Here is a 16,887-nt window from a genome sequence, read left to right as displayed (position 1 = left end):
AGTTGCCAAGGTCGAAGCGTGCTCAAATGCACCCTCCGTCCAGGTGGGTGAACCGTCACAGGGTAGTAGCTCAATTGGCAGAGCAGCGGTCTCCAAAACCGCAGGTTGGGGGTTCGAGTCCCTCCTGCCCTGCTGGGGAACCACTGATCAATGCTGTTCTCGGCGAGGACGCGCCGGACGGGATGAGGTGGTGCCACTACATCTGGTGCGTGGACTTGACGTCCATATCCAGATGGAGGGGTGCCAGATCGCCCGGTCCGGTGCGCCGCAGCCAGAACATGATTGATCAGTGATTCCCCCAGGCAGCCATCGATTCAGGTCGCCTCGCACGCCTACCGACACGCGTTGTCGGTGAGGCATTTTGTTTGTTAGAGCGAAGGGAAGTCCAGCGGTGAGCGACAAGTCGCACGACGCGGAACCGGACAACGAGGAAGTCGTGTCCGGGGGCCCTGATGCGCTCGACGCCGACGAGGTCGTCTCCGACGGGGAGGCGCTCGCAGAGGCGGAAGCCGCGGCTATCGCCGCGGACGAGGACGTGACGCTCGGCCAGGGGCCGGCGCCCTCTGATGACGAGGTGATCTCGGAGCACGAACGCGAGTTCGCGGCGGACCCGGAGGCCTCACAGACGCCGGTCATCCAGCGGCGCACCGCCAAGGCGCCGGTTCGCAAGGACGCCCCCACCCGCAAGCGGAACGCCGCGTTGGCCGAGGATGAAGACCCCTACCGGGCCGGCAACCCGGCCGAGTTCGTCCGGCAGTCCGCCGGGGAGCTCAAGAAAGTGGTGTGGCCCACCTGGCCGCAACTGGTGACCATGTTCGGCGCGGTGCTCGTCTTCGTGCTCATCATGATCCTCATCGTGGGACTGCTGGACCTCGCGTTCGGCTGGTTTCTTCTGCAGATCTTTGGGAGCAACGCATGACAGATTCTGACAATTCCGACCTCGACTTCGAGATCGACCTCGGCGGCCCCGAGGAGACGGCCTCCGACGAGGTGGAGATCGACCTCGGCGGGTTCGCCGAGGACGTCGAGGCCGAGGAAGAACCCGTCCTGTTGGCCGACGAGCCGTCGGAGGACCCGGACGGGGACGCCGCCGCCGACGACGCCCTGGCGGTCGCGCTCAGCGAGCTGCGCGCCGAGCTCGAGTCGAAGTACGGCGAGTGGTACGTCATCCACACGTACTCCGGCATGGAGAACCGCGTCAAGCAGAACGTGGACTCCCGTGCGCAGAGCCTCAACATGGAGGAGTACATCTTCGAGACGGTCGTGCCCACCGAAGAGGTCGTCGAGATCCGCAACAACGCACGCAAGACCGTTACACGGTGCGTCCTGCCGGGCTACGTCCTCATCCGGATGGAGCTGACCGACGACTCGTGGAGCGTCGTGCGTCAGACCCCGTCGGTCACCGGCTTCGTCGGCCACGGACAGCAGCCGGTGGCGCTCTCGATCGACGAGGTCCTCAATATGCTGACTCCCTCCGTCATCGCCACCGTGAACGCCGCCCAGGCGGGCGCGGCGGTGGCGCGGAGGAAGAAGGTCGAAGTTGTCGACTTTGCAGTCGGCGACTCCGTCATGGTGACCGACGGCCCCTTCACGGGTGTGCACGCCACGATCACCGAGATCAATCCGAACAACCAGCGGATCATCGCGCTGGTCGAGATCCTCGGGCGTGAGACCCCCGTCGACCTCGAGTTCAAGCAGGTCGAGAAAGTCGTCTAAGATTGTGCGTTGCGCCCGCTCGCGGGCTCATCCATCCACATAGGTAAAGGACCCCCATGCCTCCCAAGAAGAAGGTAGCGGCCCTCGTCAAGGTCGCCCTGCAGGCTGGCTCTGCCACGCCCGCACCTCCGGTCGGTACCGCCCTCGGTCCGCACGGCGTCAACATCATGGAGTTCGTGAAGGCGTACAACGCCGCCACGGAGTCCCAGCGCGGCAACGTCATCCCCGTCGAGATCACCATCTACGAGGACCGCACGTTCACCTTCATCACGAAGACGCCGCCCGCCGCCGAGCTGATCAAGAAGGCCGCCGGGATCAAGAGTGGTTCCGCGAACCCGCTCACCACCAAGGTGGCGAAGATCACCAAGGACCAGGTCCGCGAGATCGCCACCACCAAGCTGCCGGACCTCAACGCAAACGACGTCGCGGCCGCCATGAAGATCGTGGAAGGCACCGCCCGCTCCATGGGCGTCACCGTCGACTGATCTGCCACCCACACACAAACCCTGGCAGGGGAGTGCTCCCCACACCAGAACTGGTCGACCGGCCCCACGAGGCCGGCTGAATTGAAGGAACCAGCATGAAGCACAGCAAGGCTTACCGCGCCTCCGCGGAGAAGCGCAACGAGGAGCAGGCCTACAGCCCGCAGGAGGCGCTCCGCCTCATCAAGGAGATGGCGTCGGCGAAGTTCGACGAGACCATCGACGTCGCCGTCCGTCTGGGCGTCGATCCCCGTAAGGCAGACCAGATGGTCCGCGGCACGGTCAACCTTCCCCACGGCACTGGCAAGACGGCTCGGGTCCTCGTCTTCGCTGCCGGTGACAAGGCTGACGCCGCGCGCGCCGCTGGAGCCGACGAGGTCGGCACCGACGAGCTCATCGAGAAGGTGGCCGGCGGCTACCTGGACTTCGACGCCGTCGTGGCCACCCCGGATCTGATGGGCAAGGTCGGCCGCCTCGGCCGCGTCCTGGGCCCCCGCGGCCTGATGCCGAACCCGAAGACGGGCACCGTCACCATGGACGTGGCCAAGGCCGTCTCCGAGATCAAGGGCGGCAAGATCGAGTTCCGCGTGGACCGGCACGCCAATCTCCAGTTCATCATCGGGAAGGCGTCCTTCGGCGAGCAGCAGCTCATCGACAACTACTTCTCGGTGATCGAGGAGATCATGCGGCTCAAGCCTTCGGCGTCGAAGGGCCGCTACCTCCGCAAGATCGCGGTGTCGGGCACCATGAGCCCCAGCGTGCTCGTCGACATCACGGTCACCAAGCCCGCCGAGGACTGAGACACACCACTGCCCAACGGGGCGGGCGCCATCACGGCGCCCGCCCCGTTGGCTGTCTCCGGTGACAGGATGGGGCCATGGCCACCGTCGACCTCCACCGCCAGGGCAGCATCGCCGTCATCACGTTGAACAACACCGGCAAGCGCAACGCCATGACCGACGACATGTGGCGAAGGATTCCCACACTGATGCGGGGCCTGGACGCGGACCCGGAGGTCGCGGTCGTGGTGCTGACCGGCGCCGGTGGCACTTTCTGCGCGGGCTCGGACATCAGTGGCCTCGACGAACTCCATCACGCCGAGGGCCCCATCAACGCGGAGCTGGCTCTGGCCCGGAGCCCCAAGCCCGTCATCGCCGCCATCGAGGGCGCCTGTTTCGGCGGAGGGCTCGAGCTCGCCGTCGGCTGCGACCTCCGGGTCGCGGGGGACTCGGCGACCTTCTCGGTGCCGCCGGCCACCCTGGGCATCGTCTACCCGGTCTCCGCCACTCAGCGGATGATCCACCTCATGGGCCCGGCGGTGACCAAGGAGATGCTGTTCACCGCCGCCCGCCTCGACGCGCAGCGCGCGCTCTCGGTCGGGCTCCTCAATGCCGTCGTGGAGGGTGGCCAGGCGCTGGAGACGGCGATCGTGATGGGGGAGCGCATGGCGGGGCTCTCACAGCTGACCCTGCGCGCATCCAAGGAGATCGTCGACGGCCTCGTGGCCCGCGACCTCGGCGCCGAGACCGCCATCTCCTGGGTCCAACGTGCCAACTCGGGCCCCGACCTTCCCGAGGGGATCGCCGCCTTCCGTGAGCGCCGGCCCGCGCGGTTCACGTGGCGGCCCGAGTGAGCCTGGTCGGCCTTGGCGGGTGGGCCTCAGGGCCTCAGAGGACCTTGGCGAAGAAGTCCCTCGTGCGCTGCTGCTCCGGGGCGTCGATGACCTGCGCCGGCGCCCCCCGTTCGACGATGATGCCGTCGTCCATGAAGACCACCTGGTCCGCTACCTCGCGGGCGAAGCCCACCTCGTGGGTGACCACGATCATGGTCATGCCGCTTGCGGCCAGCGCCTGCATGACGGCGAGGACCTCGCCGACCAGCTCGGGGTCCAGCGCGGAGGTGGGTTCGTCGAAGAGCATCAGTTCCGGTTCCATGGCCAGCGCCCTGGCGATCGCGACGCGCTGCTGCTGACCGCCGGAGAGCTGCGACGGGTAGTGCTCGGCGCGGTCCGAGAGCCCGACGCGCTCGAGCTGGGCGCGGGCCAGCCTCTCGGCCTCCGCACCGGCCAGCTTGCGCACCTGGCGCGGCGCCTCCATCACGTTCTCCACTGCGGTCATGTGCGGGAAGAGGTTGAACCGCTGGAACACCATGCCCACCTTGGCGCGTTGGGCGGCGATCTCCTTGTCGCCCAGGCGGTGCAGGCGTCCGTTGACCTCACGCAGGCCCATCAGCTCACCGTCGACGTACATGCGGCCGGCGCTGATCTGCTCCAGTTCGTTGATGCAGCGGATGAGGGTGGACTTCCCGGAGCCCGACGGGCCCAGGATCACGCACACCTCGCCCCGTTCCACGGTGAGATCCACGCCCTTGAGCACGTGCAGGTCGCCGAACAGCTTGTGCACGGCCCTGGCCTCCACCATGGCGGTCACGGGGTCACCTCCTGGTTGGGGTCGGCGTGGACGGTGCCCGAGGCGAGGATGGCCTGTTGCCGCTTGGACATGGCCTTGGCGGGCTTCTGCCGCGAGGTGGTGTCCGTGTCGAAGCCCCGGCCGTAGTACGCCTCCAGGTAGGACTGCCCGACCATCAGGATGGACGTGACCACGAGGTAGTAGATCGCGGCGACGATGAGCAGGGGGACCGGGAGGAAGTTCCGGTTGCCGATCGCGTTGGTGACGAAGGTGAGCTCCAGGCTGAAGGGGACCGCCAGCACCAGTGAGGTGGTCTTCAGCATGGAGATGGTCTCGTTGCCCGTGGGGGGCACGATGACGCGCATGGCCTGCGGAATGATGATCCGGCGCAACGTCGTCGAGCGCCTCATCCCCAGTGCAGTGGACGCCTCCCACTGCCCCTTGTCCACCGAGTTGAGGCCAGAGCGCACGATCTCGGACAGGTAGGCGCCCTCGTTGAGGCCGAGCCCGAGGACGGCCGCGACACCCGCGTTGATCACGTCCTGGGTGGTGAACTCGAAGAACTCGGGCCCGAAGGGGATGCCCAGGCTGAGCCTGGGATACAGCACCGGCAACAGGCCCCAGAACACCAGTTGGGTGTAGACGGGCGTGCCCCGGAAGAACCAGATGTAGACCCAGGCGACGCCGCGGAGGATCGGATTGGTGCCCATCCGCATGATGGCGGTGGTGACCGCGAGCGTGATGCCCAGCGCCATTGCGCCGACGGTGAGGAGCAGGGTCCAGCCCATGCCGGAGAGGATCCGCGGGTCAAGCAGATGCCCGGCGACCACGTCCCAGCGGTAGTTGGGGTTGGTCAGCAGGCCATGGATCAGCATGGCCAGGAGCACCAGGATGATGCCCGCCCAGAGCCACAGGCTTGGCCTGGGGACGGGGCGGGCGCGGATCAGCTCCGGCGTGGGCGGAGGCATGCTCAGGCCTGCGAGTGGATCTCGGCGGTCTCAAGCGCCGCGTCGGTCACGCCCCAGCTGTCCAGGATGTCGCCCCAGGTGCCGTCGTCCATCAGATGCTGGACGGCGCCCTGGATGGCCGCGGTGAGCTCGGCGTCGTCCTGGGCCACGACGATGCCCTGCGGGGCAGCGTCGCGGACCCCGCCCACGACCTCGAGCTGGTCGTTGGTGAGCGCGACGGCGTAGGAGGCCACCGTCGAGTCCGCGTAGAACGCCGCGACCTTGCCGCCGACCAGGTTCGTGGTGACGTCGGACTGCTTGGCGTAGGGGAGGACCTCGATCGGCTCGTTGCCGTCGGCCTCGCAGGCCTCGGTGAACGCGGCGAGCTCCTCCTCCTGCCAGGTGCCGGTCTGGACGCCGATGGTCTGCCCGCACAGCTCGTCGGGGTTGAACCCGTCCGGGTTGCCCGACTTCACCGCGAAGCTGGAGCCCACCGTGATGTAGGAGATCATCGTGAAGTTGGCGGTGCGCTCCTCCGTGACGGTGAACGACGAGATGCCGATGTCGTACTTGGTGCCGATGCCCGGCAGCAGGGAGGCGAACTCGCCGTCGACCACTTCGGTCTCGACGCCGAGTACCCGGCCGATGGCCTTGCCGAGGTCGACGTCGTAGCCGATGGCCGTGGTGAGGTCTTCGGCCCGGAACTCCGCGGGGGCGTAGTCGATGGCGGCGCCGATCGTCAGGGTTCCCCTGTCGCGGATCTCCGCCGGCAGGAGGGCGGCGAGGTCGTCGACCTTCGCGACACCGGAGACGTCGTGGGTGCGGTCTGAGGAGTCCGTGGACCCTGATTCGGACTCGGTGGTGGCCGGGGCGCTGCAGGCGCTCACGGCGAGGGTGGCCAGCAGGCCGGCGGCGAGAATGCGACGCATGAGGGTCCTTCCAGGAATTGCTCTCTTCAAGGTCTAGAGGTTAATGCACGCTCCCGCGCGGCCCGCCACCGCCCTCCGACGGTGGGACCTGGTGCCCGGCCCGCCGCCGCCGACCCGGTCGATTTGGGGCTCCGGATGGGGCTGGGTATAGTTCGTCAGGCCGAAGACCGCAGGTGGCTCCCCAGCCATAACGCCGCAAGGCTCCCGCGCAGGTGTACGTGATCAGCTTCCCGAGTCCCTCGGATCGCCCCGCGCCGCCGGCGTCGGGGCGTTTTTTGCGTCGGCGGGGCTTCGGCCCTCCTTCCGCCCACCCGGGTGGAGGGCGGATGTTTCACCGGAAGGAGACCACATGGCGAGGCCGGACAAGGCTGCCAAGGTCGCAGACCTCACTGAGCAGTTCAGTAACTCTGCGGCGGCAGTTCTCACCGAGTATCGCGGTCTCACCGTCAAGGATCTGAAGACACTTCGTCGATCCCTCGGTGAGAACGCCACCTACGCCGTTGCGAAGAACACCCTTGCGGCGATCGCGGCCAAGGAAGCCGGTATCGAGGGCATCGAAGGTACCCTCACCGGCCCCACCGCCATCGCGTTCGTCAACGGTGACATCGCCGCCGCCACCAAGGGGCTGCGTGACTTCGCAAAGGCACATCCGTCTCTGGCAATCAAGGGTGGTGTGCTCGAGGGCAAGTTCCTCGACGCGCAGGCCGTGCTGAAGCTCGCGGACCTCGAGTCCCGCGAGGTCCTGCTGGCCAAGATGGCCGGCGCAATGCAGGCCAACCTGGCCAAGGCCGCTTACATGCTGGCCGCCCCGCTGTCGCAGGGCGCCCGTCTGTTCGGTGCTCTGCAGACCGCTGCCGAGGCCAACCCCTCCCTGATCGGTGGCACCGGCTCCGCGCCGGCCGCCGAAGCCACGGACGACACCCCCGCCGCTGATGCGGCACCCGTTGCAGCTGACGCTGCGGAGTGATCCGTTGCAGCACCCGCTGCGATCACAGTTTTTTCAACGAAAGGAACGCCCACCATGGCGAAGCTCACCACTGACGAGCTCCTTGACGCCTTCAAGGAGATGACCCTCATCGAGCTCTCTGAGTTCGTGAAGATCTTCGAGGACACCTTCGGTGTCACCGCTGCCGCGCCGGTCGCCGTCGCCGCTGCCGCCCCCGCCGCTGGCGGCGACGACGCCGGTGAGGAAGAGGCTGTCTCGGACAAGGTCGACGTCATCCTGACCGCCGGCGGCGACAAGAAGATCGCCGTCATCAAGGAGGTCCGCGCGCTGACCTCGCTCGGCCTGAAGGAGGCCAAGGACCTCGTCGAGGGCGCCCCCAAGGCCGTCCTGGAGCAGGTCGACAAGGAGACCGCTGCCAAGGCCAAGGAGGCCCTCGAGGCCGCCGGCGGCAGCGTCGAGCTCAAGTGATCTGAGCCCCGGCTCAGCTCGGCACACGGCCCGTCCCCAGTGGGGGCGGGCCGTTGCGCGTCCCCGGCTCCGGATGCCCGGGGCTGAGGGTTGCGCCCCGCGCCCCGCCCGCTATCATCAGGATCAGAAGAGATCACCGTGGATCGAAGTCGACCGCAGGGCCCGTGAGGCCTGCGGTAGTTGCCGTCCTGTGCATCTTGCTCTATAGTGGTTGTTTGCCCAGCTATGCGTTGCGCCCGTGATTTGACACGGGAATTTCGCCATGCACGGAAAACCTGCTTCAAGCGTTCTTGGAAGGACCGAATCTTGGCCGCCTCGCGCTCTGCGTTGAAGAACACCAATGTCGTCTCATCCACCGGCCGAATCTCCTTCGCGAAGATTCATGAGCCGCTCGAGGTCCCAAACCTCCTGGATTTGCAGATTGACGCCTATAACTGGCTGATCGGAAACGACGCCTGGCAGAGGAGGGTCGCGGACCAGTTGGCCGCCGGCCGCACCGACGTCAACACCCGGTCCGGACTGGAGGAGATGTTCGCCGAGATCTCGCCCATCGAGGACTTCAACGAGACGATGTCGCTCTCGTTCCGCGACCACCGCTTCGAGTCCCCGAAGTGGACCATCGAGGAGTGCAAGGACCGCGACGTCACCTACGCCGCGCCCCTCTTCGTCACCGCCGAGTTCGTCAACAACGACACGGGCGAGATCAAGAGCCAGACCGTCTTCATCGGGGACTTCCCCCTGATGACGGACCGCGGCACCTTCATCATCAACGGCACCGAGCGCGTCGTGGTCTCCCAGCTCGTCCGCTCGCCGGGCGTGTACTTCGAGCAGACCCCCGACAAGACTTCTGACAAGGACATCTTCTCCTGCAAGGTGATCCCGTCGCGCGGCGCCTGGCTTGAGTTCGAGATCGACAAGCGCGACATGGTGTTCGTGCGCCTGGACCGCAAGCGCAAGCAGAACGTGACCGTTCTACTCAAGGCCCTCGGCTGGTCCGAGGACAAGATCCTCGAGGAGTTCGGCGAGTACGAGTCCATGCGCCTGACGCTGGAGAAGGACTCCGTCAAGACCCAGGACGAGGCGCTCCTGGACATCTACCGCAAGCTGCGCCCGGGCGAACCGCCGGCGCGTGACGCGGCTCAGGCGCTGTTGGACAACTACTACTTCAACCCCAAGCGGTACGACACCGCCAAGGTCGGTCGGTACAAGATCAACAAGAAGCTGGGCCTCGATCTGCCGTACGACCAGCAGGTCCTGACCCTCGACGACATCGTCGGCGCCATCCGCTACATCGTGGCCCTGCACGAGCACCGCGAGACGCTCGGAGACCTCCAGGTGGAGGCCGACGACATCGACCACTTCGGCAACCGCCGCCTCCGCACCGTGGGCGAGCTGATCCAGAATCAGCTGCGCACCGGCCTCGGCCGCATGGAGCGGGTCGTCCGGGACCGGATGACCACCCAGGACATTGAGGCCATCACGCCCCAGACCCTGATCAACATCCGCCCGGTGACCGCTGCGCTCAAGGAGTTCTTCGGCACCTCGCAGCTGTCGCAGTTCATGGACCAGAACAACCCGCTGGCCGGCCTCACCCACAAGCGCCGGCTCTCGGCGCTGGGCCCCGGCGGACTCTCCCGTGACCGCGCCGGCATGGAGGTCCGTGACGTCCACCCGTCGCACTACGGCCGCATGTGCCCCATCGAGACCCCTGAAGGCCCCAACATCGGCCTCATCGGCTCGCTGGCCTCGTTCGCCCGGGTCAACGCCTTCGGCTTCATCGAGACCCCGTACCGCAAGGTCGTCGACGGCATGGTCACCGACCAGATCGACTACCTCACCGCCGATGAGGAGGACCGCTACTCGATCGCGCAGGCCAACGCCCATGTCGATCAGTCCGGCCGCCTGACGGAGGAGAGCGTCCTCGTGCGCATCAAGCACGGCGACGTGGACCAGATCCACGCCTCCGATGTGGAGTACATGGACGTGTCCCCGCGGCAGATGGTCTCCATCGCCACGGCGCTCATCCCGTTCCTCGAGCACGACGATGCGTCCCGCGCACTCATGGGTGCCAACATGCAGCGCCAGGCCGTGCCGCTGATCCGCAACGAGGCCCCCATCGTCGGCACCGGCATGGAGTACCGTGCCGCGGTGGACGTCGGTGACGTGACGCTTGCGAAGAAGCCGGGTGTGGTCAGCTCCGTGTCTGCGGATCTCCTCGAGATCACCAACGACGACGGCACCTACCAGTCCTACAAGCTGGACAAGTTCGTGCGCTCCAACGCCGGCACCTGCATCAACCAGCGCCCGCTGGTGAAGCCGGGGGACCGTGTCGAGGTGGGCACCCCGCTGGCAGACGGCCCCTGCACGGATCAGGGCGAGCTGGCACTGGGGAAGAACCTCCTTGTGGCGTTCATGCCGTGGGAGGGCCTCAACTACGAGGACGCCATCATCCTGTCCCAGCGCATCGTCCAGGACGATGTGCTGACCTCGATCCACATCGAGGAGCACGAGGTGGACGCCCGCGACACCAAGCTGGGCGCGGAGGAGATCACCCGCGAGATCCCCAACGTCTCGGACGAGATGCTGGCGGACCTCGACGAGCGGGGCATCGTGCGCATCGGCGCCGAGGTCTCGGCCGGAGACGTCCTGGTGGGCAAGGTCACTCCGAAGGGTGAGACCGAGCTGACGCCGGAAGAGCGCCTGCTGCGCGCCATCTTCGGCGAGAAGGCCCGCGAGGTGCGCGACACGTCCCTCAAGGTTCCCCACGGCGAGTCCGGCACCGTCATCGCGGTGCGCGTGTTCAACCGTGAGGACGACGACGAGCTCCCCCCCGGCGTCAACGAGCTGGTGCGCGTCCACGTGGCGCAGAAGAGGAAGATCTCCGACGGCGACAAGCTCGCCGGACGCCACGGTAACAAGGGCGTCATCTCGAAGATCCTCCCCATCGAGGACATGCCGTTCATGGAGGACGGCACCCCGGTCGACATCGTGCTCAACCCCCTCGGCGTGCCCTCCCGGATGAACATCGGGCAGGTGCTTGAGAACCACCTCGGGTGGATCGCCAAGACCGGCTGGGACGTCACGGACGTCCAGGAGGAATGGGCGGAGCGTCTGCGCGACGTCGGCCTCGGCCGCATGGAGGGCAACGCGAAGGTGGCCACCCCCGTCTTCGACGGCGCCAACGAATCGGAGATCGGCGGGTTGCTGGCCAACTCGCTGACCACCCGTGACGGCGAACGCCTCGTGGACTCCGGCGGCAAGGCGCGCCTGTTCGACGGCCGCTCCGGCGAGCCCTACCCGGAGAAGGTGGGCGTGGGCTACATGTACATGCTCAAGCTCCACCACCTCGTCGACGACAAGATCCACGCCCGCTCCACCGGCCCGTACTCGATGATCACGCAGCAGCCGCTGGGCGGTAAGGCCCAGTTCGGCGGACAGCGATTCGGCGAGATGGAGGTGTGGGCCCTCGAGGCCTACGGCGCCGCCTGGGCACTCCAGGAGCTGCTGACCATCAAGTCCGACGACGTCCCCGGCCGCGTGAAGGTCTACGAGGCCATCGTCAAGGGCGAGAACATCCCGGAGCCGGGTATCCCGGAGTCGTTCAAGGTTCTGGTCAAGGAGATGAAGTCGCTCTGCCTGAACGTGGAGGTCCTCTCGGACGACGGTCGGGTCATCGACCTGCGCGATTCCGAGGATGATCTCCGCTCGGCGGAGGATTTCGGCATCGATCTCGGTCGCCGTCCCGGAAGCGACAACTTCATGGACGTCGGTGAAGTCTGAGTGTTGCGCTCAGTCACCCCTCGGGCCTGACACGGTCCGAATCAACACCTCAGACTCACATCGAAACAGCGCCTACGCGTCACGCGTAGGGGAAAGAGAAGCAACGTGCTGGACGTGAACTTCTATGACGAGCTGCGGATCGGTCTCGCGAGCGCCGACCAAATCCGCGAATGGTCGCACGGCGAGGTCAAGAAGCCGGAGACCATCAACTACCGCACGCTGAAGCCTGAGCGCGACGGCCTCTTCTGCGAGAAGATCTTCGGTCCCACCCGGGACTGGGAGTGCTACTGCGGCAAGTACAAGCGGGTGCGGTTCAAGGGCATCATCTGCGAGCGCTGTGGCGTCGAGGTGACACGCTCCAACGTGCGCCGCGACCGGATGGGGCACGTCGAGCTGGCCGCCCCCGTCACGCACATCTGGTACTTCAAGGGTGTCCCCAGCAGGCTCGGCTACCTGCTGGACATCGCCCCGAAGGACCTGGAGAAGGTCATCTACTTCGCGGCGCACATGATCACCGCCGTCGACGAGGAGGCCCGTCACCGGGACCTCGCGTCTCTGCAGGCGAAGGTGGAGGTGGAGACCAAGCAGGTCGCCACCCGCCGCGACGCCGACATCGAGGCGCGCATGCGCAAGCTGGAGGAGGACCTCGCCCAGCTCGAGTCAGAGGGCGCGAAGGCGGACATCAAGCGCAAGGTCCGCGAAGCGGCCGAGCGCGAGGCCGGTCAGATCCGCACCCGCTCGCAGCGTCAGCTGGACCGCATCGACGAGGTGTGGCAGCGCTTCAAGACCCTCAAGGTCCAGGACCTCGAGGGCGACGAGATGCTCTACCGCGAGATGAAGAAGCGCTTCAGCAAGTACTTCGAGGGATCGATGGGCGCCGAGGCCATCCAGAAGCGCCTCCAGTCCTTCGACCTCCAGGCCGAGTCCGTGTCGCTGCGCGAGACCATCGCCACCGGCAAGGGCCAGCGCAAGACCCGGGCGCTCAAGCGCCTCAAGGTCGTCGCGGCGTTCCTGTCCGGCCAGAACCACCCGTCGGCCATGGTGCTCGACGTGGTCCCGGTGATCCCCCCGGACCTGCGCCCGATGGTGCAGCTCGACGGCGGCCGCTTCGCCACCTCCGATCTCAACGACCTCTACCGTCGCGTGATCAACCGCAACAACCGGCTCAAGCGCCTCCTGGATCTCGGCGCGCCCGAGATCATCGTCAACAACGAGAAGCGCATGCTGCAGGAGGCCGTGGACTCCCTGTTCGACAACGGCCGTCGCGGCCGTCCAGTCACGGGGCCGGGCAACCGCCCGCTGAAGTCGATCTCCGACATGCTCAAGGGCAAGCAGGGCCGGTTCCGCCAGAACCTGCTCGGCAAGCGCGTGGACTACTCGGGCCGTTCCGTGATCGTGGTGGGCCCGCAGCTGAAGCTGCACCAGTGCGGTCTGCCCAAGGCCATGGCGTTGGAGCTGTTCAAGCCCTTCGTCATGAAGCGCCTGGATGATCTCAACCACGCCCAGAACATCAAGGCCGCCAAGCGGATGGTGGAGCGCCAGCGCCCCGTCGTGTGGGACGTGCTGGAAGAGGTCATCGCCGAACACCCGGTGCTGCTGAACCGCGCACCGACGCTGCACCGCCTCGGCATCCAGGCCTTCGAGCCCCAGCTGATCGAGGGCAAGGCCATCCAGATCCACCCGTTGGTGTGCACCGCGTTCAACGCGGACTTCGACGGCGACCAGATGGCCGTGCACCTCCCGTTGTCGGTGGAGGCCCAGGCCGAAGCCCGCATCCTGATGCTCTCGACCAACAACATCCTGAAGCCGGCCGACGGCCGACCCGTGACCATGCCCACGCAGGACATGATCATCGGCCACTACTTCCTGACGCTGGTGCGTCCGGGGGCGGGCGAGGGTCGGACATTCTCGTCCCTGGCCGAGGCCATCATGGCGTTCGACCGTGGTCACCTGTCCATCGGCTCGAACATCAGGATCCGCCTCACCGGCGTCGTCGTCGAGGGCTCGACGCCCCGCGCCGACGGCTCGATCATCGTGGAGACCACGCTGGGCCGGGCGCTCTTCAACGAGGCGCTCCCGGACGACTTCGCCTTCGTGAACGAAGTGGTGGGCAAGAAGGTTCTCGGCGGCATCGTCAACGAGCTGGCCGAGCGCTACCCGAAGGTGGTCGTGGCCGCCGCGCTGGACAACCTCAAGGACCTGGGCTTCCAGTGGGCCACGCGCTCCGGGGTGACGGTGTCGATCGGGGACGTCCAGACCCCGCCGCAGAAGGCTCAGATCCTGGAAGGATACGAGACCCGCGCAGCCAAGATCGACAAGCTCTACGAGCGCGGTACCGTGACCGAGGATGAGCGCCGTCAGGAGCTCATCGCGATCTGGACCGACGCCACGGCCGAGCTGACCGAGGCGATGAAGGCCAACTTCACCAAGGACAACCCCATCTTCATGATGGTGGACTCCGGGGCCCGCGGAAACATGACGCAGATGCGTCAGATCGCCGCCATGCGAGGTCTGGTGGCCAACCCGAAGGGCGACATCATCGCCCGCCCGATCAAGTCCAACTTCCGTGAGGGCCTGTCGGTTCTCGAGTACTTCATCTCCACCCACGGTGGACGTAAGGGTCAGGCGGACACCGCCCTGCGGACCGCGGACTCGGGCTACCTGACCCGTCGTCTGGTGGACGTGTCGCAGGATGTCATCGTCCGCGAGGAGGACTGCGGCACCGAGCGTGGCCTCATCCGGCCGATCGCGAAGTGGACCAAGCCGGGCGTCGGGGAGAACGGCAGGCCGGTGGCAATCGCCGCGGAGCCGTTCGCCGAGGGCGCCACGGTGGAGATGTCGAACGAGGTGGAGACGGCCGTCTATGCCCGTTCCCTCGCGGTCGACGCGCTCGACGCGAAGGGGGAGGTGCTGGTCAAGGCCGGCACCGACCTGGGCGACGAGGAGATCCACACCCTGGTGCAGGCAGGCGTGACCGAGGTCAAGGTCCGCTCCGTCCTCACGTGTGAGTCCGCGGTGGGCACGTGCGCCATGTGCTACGGCCGTTCGCTGGCATCGGGCAAGATCGTCGACGTCGGCGAGGCCATCGGCATCGTCGCGGCGCAGTCCATCGGCGAGCCCGGCACCCAGCTGACGATGCGTACCTTCCACACCGGTGGTGTGGCTGGAGACGACATCACGCAGGGTCTTCCGCGCGTCACCGAGCTGTTCGAGGCCCGTCAGCCCAAGGGCAAGGCCCCGATCACCGAGGCCGACGGCGTGGTGCGGATCGAGGATGGGGACCGGAGCCGCAAGATCGTCATCGTGCGTGACGACGGCGGCGAGGATCTCGAGTACCCGGTCGCGCGCCGCGCACGCCTGGAGTTCGAGGACCACTCCGGCCACCGGACCCACATCGAGGACGGCGTGCACGTGACCATCGGTCAGCAGCTGACCGCGGGCCAGGTGGATCCCCAGGACGTGCTCCGCGTGCGTGGGCTGCGCAAGGTGCAGGAGCACCTGGTGCAGGAGGTCCAGCGTGTGTACCGCACGCAGGGCGCCCCCATCCACGACAAGCACATCGAGATCATCATCCGGCAGATGTTGCGCCGGGTGACGGTCATCGACTCGGGCGAGACCTCGATGATGCCGGGCGAGCTCGTGGACCGCGCGTCCTACGAGGCGGCCAACCGTCAGGCGCTGACCGAGGGCGCCAAGCCCGCTGAGGGTCGTCCGGTGCTCATGGGCATCACCAAGGCCTCCCTGGCCACCGAGTCGTGGCTGTCGGCCGCCTCCTTCCAGGAGACGACCAAGGTCCTCACCGATGCCGCGATCCAGGGCAAGAGCGACACGCTCAAGGGCCTCAAGGAGAACGTCATCCTCGGCAAGCTGATCCCGGCCGGCACCGGCCTGGAGCGGTACCGCAACATCCGGGTGGAGCCCACCGAGGAGGCGCGGGCCAGCGCCTTCACGATGAGCTACGACCCCTACGATTACTCGTTCGGTTCTGACGTGGTCGGCCCCGCCGTCCCGCTCGACGAGATGGACTTCGGCGAGCTTCGCTGACGTTCCCAGCGGAGGAGGGTCCTGGACTGAAGAGTCCGGGGCCCTCCGCCGCGTTTTTGACCATGGTGTGGCGCTGGAGTACCCTAAGTGGGCGTGCTCGGTTGCTCGGGCCCATATGTGCGTGCCCTGGCATGATCCTGGCGTTCTTATTCGTTGCGAAGAGACCAGACCTGTGCGGAGTTCGCACGGCAACTCGATGTGTCGTGAGGTTGGAAACGGTGACCCGGCCCCACGTCGAAGGGTTGCGCCAGGGATGACAAACGTCCACCCAGACAACGAAAGTGATACCAACAGGTGCCAACTATTCAGCAGCTGGTCCGCAAGGGCCGCACCGACAAAGTCTCGAAGAACAAGACGCCCGCGTTGAAGGGCTCGCCCCAGCGTCGCGGCGTGTGCACCCGCGTGTACACCACGACCCCGAAGAAGCCGAACTCCGCGCTGCGCAAGGTCGCTCGTGTGCGCCTGAGCTCCGGCATCGAAGTCACCGCCTACATTCCGGGCGTCGGCCACAACCTGCAGGAGCACTCGATGGTGCTCGTCCGCGGCGGTCGCGTGAAGGACCTCCCCGGTGTGCGCTACAAGATCATCCGCGGCTCGCTCGACACCCAGGGTGTCAAGGGTCGCAAGCAGGCCCGTAGCCGCTACGGCGCGAAGAAGGAGAAGTAATGCCACGCAAGGGTCCCGCCCCGAAGCGCCCGGTCCCCATCGACCCGGTGTACGGCTCCCCGCTCGTCTCTCAGCTGGTGAGCAAGATTCTGCTCGACGGCAAGAAGACCATCGCGCAGTCGATCGTCTACGACGCCCTCGAGGGCACCCGTGTCAAGACGGGCACGGATCCGGTGCAGACGCTCAAGCGCGCACTGGACAACGTCCGGCCCTCCATTGAGGTGAAGTCCCGTCGTGTCGGCGGCGCCACCTACCAGGTGCCGATCGAGGTCAAGCCCGGCCGCCAGAACACGCTGGCGATGCGCTGGCTGGTCAGCTTCTCCCGCGCCCGTCGCGAGAAGACGATGACCGAGCGCCTCATGAACGAGATCCTCGACGCCTCCAACGGTCTCGGTGCTTCGGTGAAGCGTCGCGAGGACACGCACAAGATGGCCGAGGCCAACCGCGCCTTCGCGCACTACCGCTGGTGATCGGTCGCCCCCGGGTTTCAACCCCGGGGGC

At 66.7% G+C, this 16,887-nt stretch carries 14 protein-coding genes and 1 tRNA gene; 12 read left to right on the top strand and 3 right to left on the bottom strand.

The window, feature by feature from the left end:
- Positions 1-59: 59 nt before the first annotated feature.
- The 6 genes from H5398_RS12015 (at position 60) to H5398_RS11990 (ending at position 3,831) form a co-directional block, all read left to right on the top strand.
- A tRNA-Trp gene (locus tag H5398_RS12015) sits at positions 60-132 on the top strand.
- A gap of 259 nt (positions 133-391) precedes the next feature.
- Positions 392-919, top strand: a complete 528-nt coding sequence (gene secE, locus H5398_RS17835; RefSeq protein WP_370585706.1) for a preprotein translocase subunit SecE — start codon at positions 392-394, stop codon at positions 917-919.
- Positions 916-1,716, top strand: a complete 801-nt coding sequence (gene nusG, locus H5398_RS12005) for a transcription termination/antitermination protein NusG (protein WP_182782346.1) — start codon at positions 916-918, stop codon at positions 1,714-1,716. The genes secE and nusG overlap by 4 nt, the downstream gene beginning before the upstream one ends.
- A 56-nt stretch (positions 1,717-1,772) precedes the next feature.
- Complete coding sequence (gene rplK, locus H5398_RS12000; RefSeq protein ID WP_182800147.1) at positions 1,773-2,201, top strand: 50S ribosomal protein L11; 429 nt, start codon at positions 1,773-1,775, stop codon at positions 2,199-2,201.
- Positions 2,202-2,296: 95 nt separating this feature from the next.
- On the top strand, positions 2,297-2,998 hold the full coding sequence (gene rplA, locus H5398_RS11995) for a 50S ribosomal protein L1 (protein WP_182782348.1): 702 nt from the start codon (positions 2,297-2,299) through the stop codon (positions 2,996-2,998).
- 77 nt (positions 2,999-3,075) lie between these two features.
- Positions 3,076-3,831, top strand: a complete 756-nt coding sequence (locus H5398_RS11990; RefSeq protein WP_182800146.1) for an enoyl-CoA hydratase/isomerase family protein — start codon at positions 3,076-3,078, stop codon at positions 3,829-3,831.
- Positions 3,832-3,865: 34 nt separating this feature from the next.
- Here H5398_RS11990 and H5398_RS11985 read toward each other — a convergent pair whose 3' ends face one another.
- The 3 genes from H5398_RS11985 to H5398_RS11975 are packed head-to-tail and all read right to left on the bottom strand — an operon-like array spanning position 3,866 to position 6,482.
- Complete coding sequence (locus H5398_RS11985) at positions 3,866-4,618, bottom strand: amino acid ABC transporter ATP-binding protein (RefSeq protein ID WP_182782507.1); 753 nt, start codon at positions 4,616-4,618, stop codon at positions 3,866-3,868.
- A gap of 5 nt (positions 4,619-4,623) precedes the next feature.
- Complete coding sequence (locus H5398_RS11980) at positions 4,624-5,574, bottom strand: amino acid ABC transporter permease (RefSeq protein ID WP_182782352.1); 951 nt, start codon at positions 5,572-5,574, stop codon at positions 4,624-4,626.
- A gap of 2 nt (positions 5,575-5,576) precedes the next feature.
- Positions 5,577-6,482, bottom strand: coding sequence for an ABC transporter substrate-binding protein (locus H5398_RS11975; protein ID WP_182800145.1), 906 nt, complete (start codon positions 6,480-6,482; stop codon positions 5,577-5,579).
- A gap of 349 nt (positions 6,483-6,831) precedes the next feature.
- Between H5398_RS11975 and rplJ the strand changes: the two genes are divergently transcribed.
- From rplJ to rpsG, 6 genes are all read left to right on the top strand, one after another.
- A complete protein-coding gene (gene rplJ / locus H5398_RS11970; RefSeq protein ID WP_182800144.1) occupies positions 6,832-7,449 on the top strand; it encodes a 50S ribosomal protein L10 in 618 nt (205 codons plus the stop codon).
- Between the two features lie 54 nt (positions 7,450-7,503).
- A complete protein-coding gene (gene rplL / locus H5398_RS11965) occupies positions 7,504-7,896 on the top strand; it encodes a 50S ribosomal protein L7/L12 (protein WP_182800143.1) in 393 nt (130 codons plus the stop codon).
- Positions 7,897-8,202: 306 nt separating this feature from the next.
- Positions 8,203-11,676 carry a DNA-directed RNA polymerase subunit beta gene (rpoB, locus tag H5398_RS11960; protein WP_182782356.1) on the top strand — a complete coding sequence of 1,158 codons (3,474 nt, stop codon included), beginning with the start codon at positions 8,203-8,205 and terminating at the stop codon, positions 11,674-11,676.
- Between the two features lie 105 nt (positions 11,677-11,781).
- Positions 11,782-15,720: a DNA-directed RNA polymerase subunit beta' gene (gene rpoC / locus H5398_RS11955; protein WP_182800142.1), complete on the top strand. Its 3,939-nt coding sequence runs from the start codon at positions 11,782-11,784 to the stop codon at positions 15,718-15,720.
- A gap of 294 nt (positions 15,721-16,014) precedes the next feature.
- The gene (gene rpsL / locus H5398_RS11950) at positions 16,015-16,386 is read left to right on the top strand and encodes a 30S ribosomal protein S12 (RefSeq protein ID WP_077340453.1); all 372 of its coding nucleotides are present in this window, start codon (positions 16,015-16,017) and stop codon (positions 16,384-16,386) included.
- The gene (gene rpsG, locus H5398_RS11945; protein WP_182782358.1) at positions 16,386-16,856 is read left to right on the top strand and encodes a 30S ribosomal protein S7; all 471 of its coding nucleotides are present in this window, start codon (positions 16,386-16,388) and stop codon (positions 16,854-16,856) included. Before rpsL ends, rpsG begins: the two co-directional genes overlap by 1 nt.
- The last annotated feature ends 31 nt before the right edge of the window (positions 16,857-16,887 follow it).

This window comes from Tessaracoccus sp. MC1679 (assembly GCF_014164775.1).
Lineage (GTDB): Bacteria > Actinomycetota > Actinomycetes > Propionibacteriales > Propionibacteriaceae > Arachnia.
This window is presented reverse-complemented; position numbering and strand designations above follow the sequence as displayed.

Bases quoted from the DNA above. Each gene is read 5' to 3' on its own strand.
- nusG (WP_182782346.1), top strand. From the start codon at position 916: ATGACAGATTCTGACAATTCCGACCTCGACTTCGAGATCGACCTCGGC.
- rplK (WP_182800147.1), top strand. From the start codon at position 1,773: ATGCCTCCCAAGAAGAAGGTAGCGGCCCTCGTCAAGGTCGCCCTGCAG.
- rplA (WP_182782348.1), top strand. From the start codon at position 2,297: ATGAAGCACAGCAAGGCTTACCGCGCCTCCGCGGAGAAGCGCAACGAG.
- H5398_RS11990 (WP_182800146.1), top strand. From the start codon at position 3,076: ATGGCCACCGTCGACCTCCACCGCCAGGGCAGCATCGCCGTCATCACG.
- H5398_RS11985 (WP_182782507.1), bottom strand. From the start codon at position 4,618: ATGGTGGAGGCCAGGGCCGTGCACAAGCTGTTCGGCGACCTGCACGTG.
- H5398_RS11980 (WP_182782352.1), bottom strand. From the start codon at position 5,574: ATGCCTCCGCCCACGCCGGAGCTGATCCGCGCCCGCCCCGTCCCCAGG.
- H5398_RS11975 (WP_182800145.1), bottom strand. From the start codon at position 6,482: ATGCGTCGCATTCTCGCCGCCGGCCTGCTGGCCACCCTCGCCGTGAGC.
- rplJ (WP_182800144.1), top strand. From the start codon at position 6,832: ATGGCGAGGCCGGACAAGGCTGCCAAGGTCGCAGACCTCACTGAGCAG.
- rplL (WP_182800143.1), top strand. From the start codon at position 7,504: ATGGCGAAGCTCACCACTGACGAGCTCCTTGACGCCTTCAAGGAGATG.
- rpsG (WP_182782358.1), top strand. From the start codon at position 16,386: ATGCCACGCAAGGGTCCCGCCCCGAAGCGCCCGGTCCCCATCGACCCG.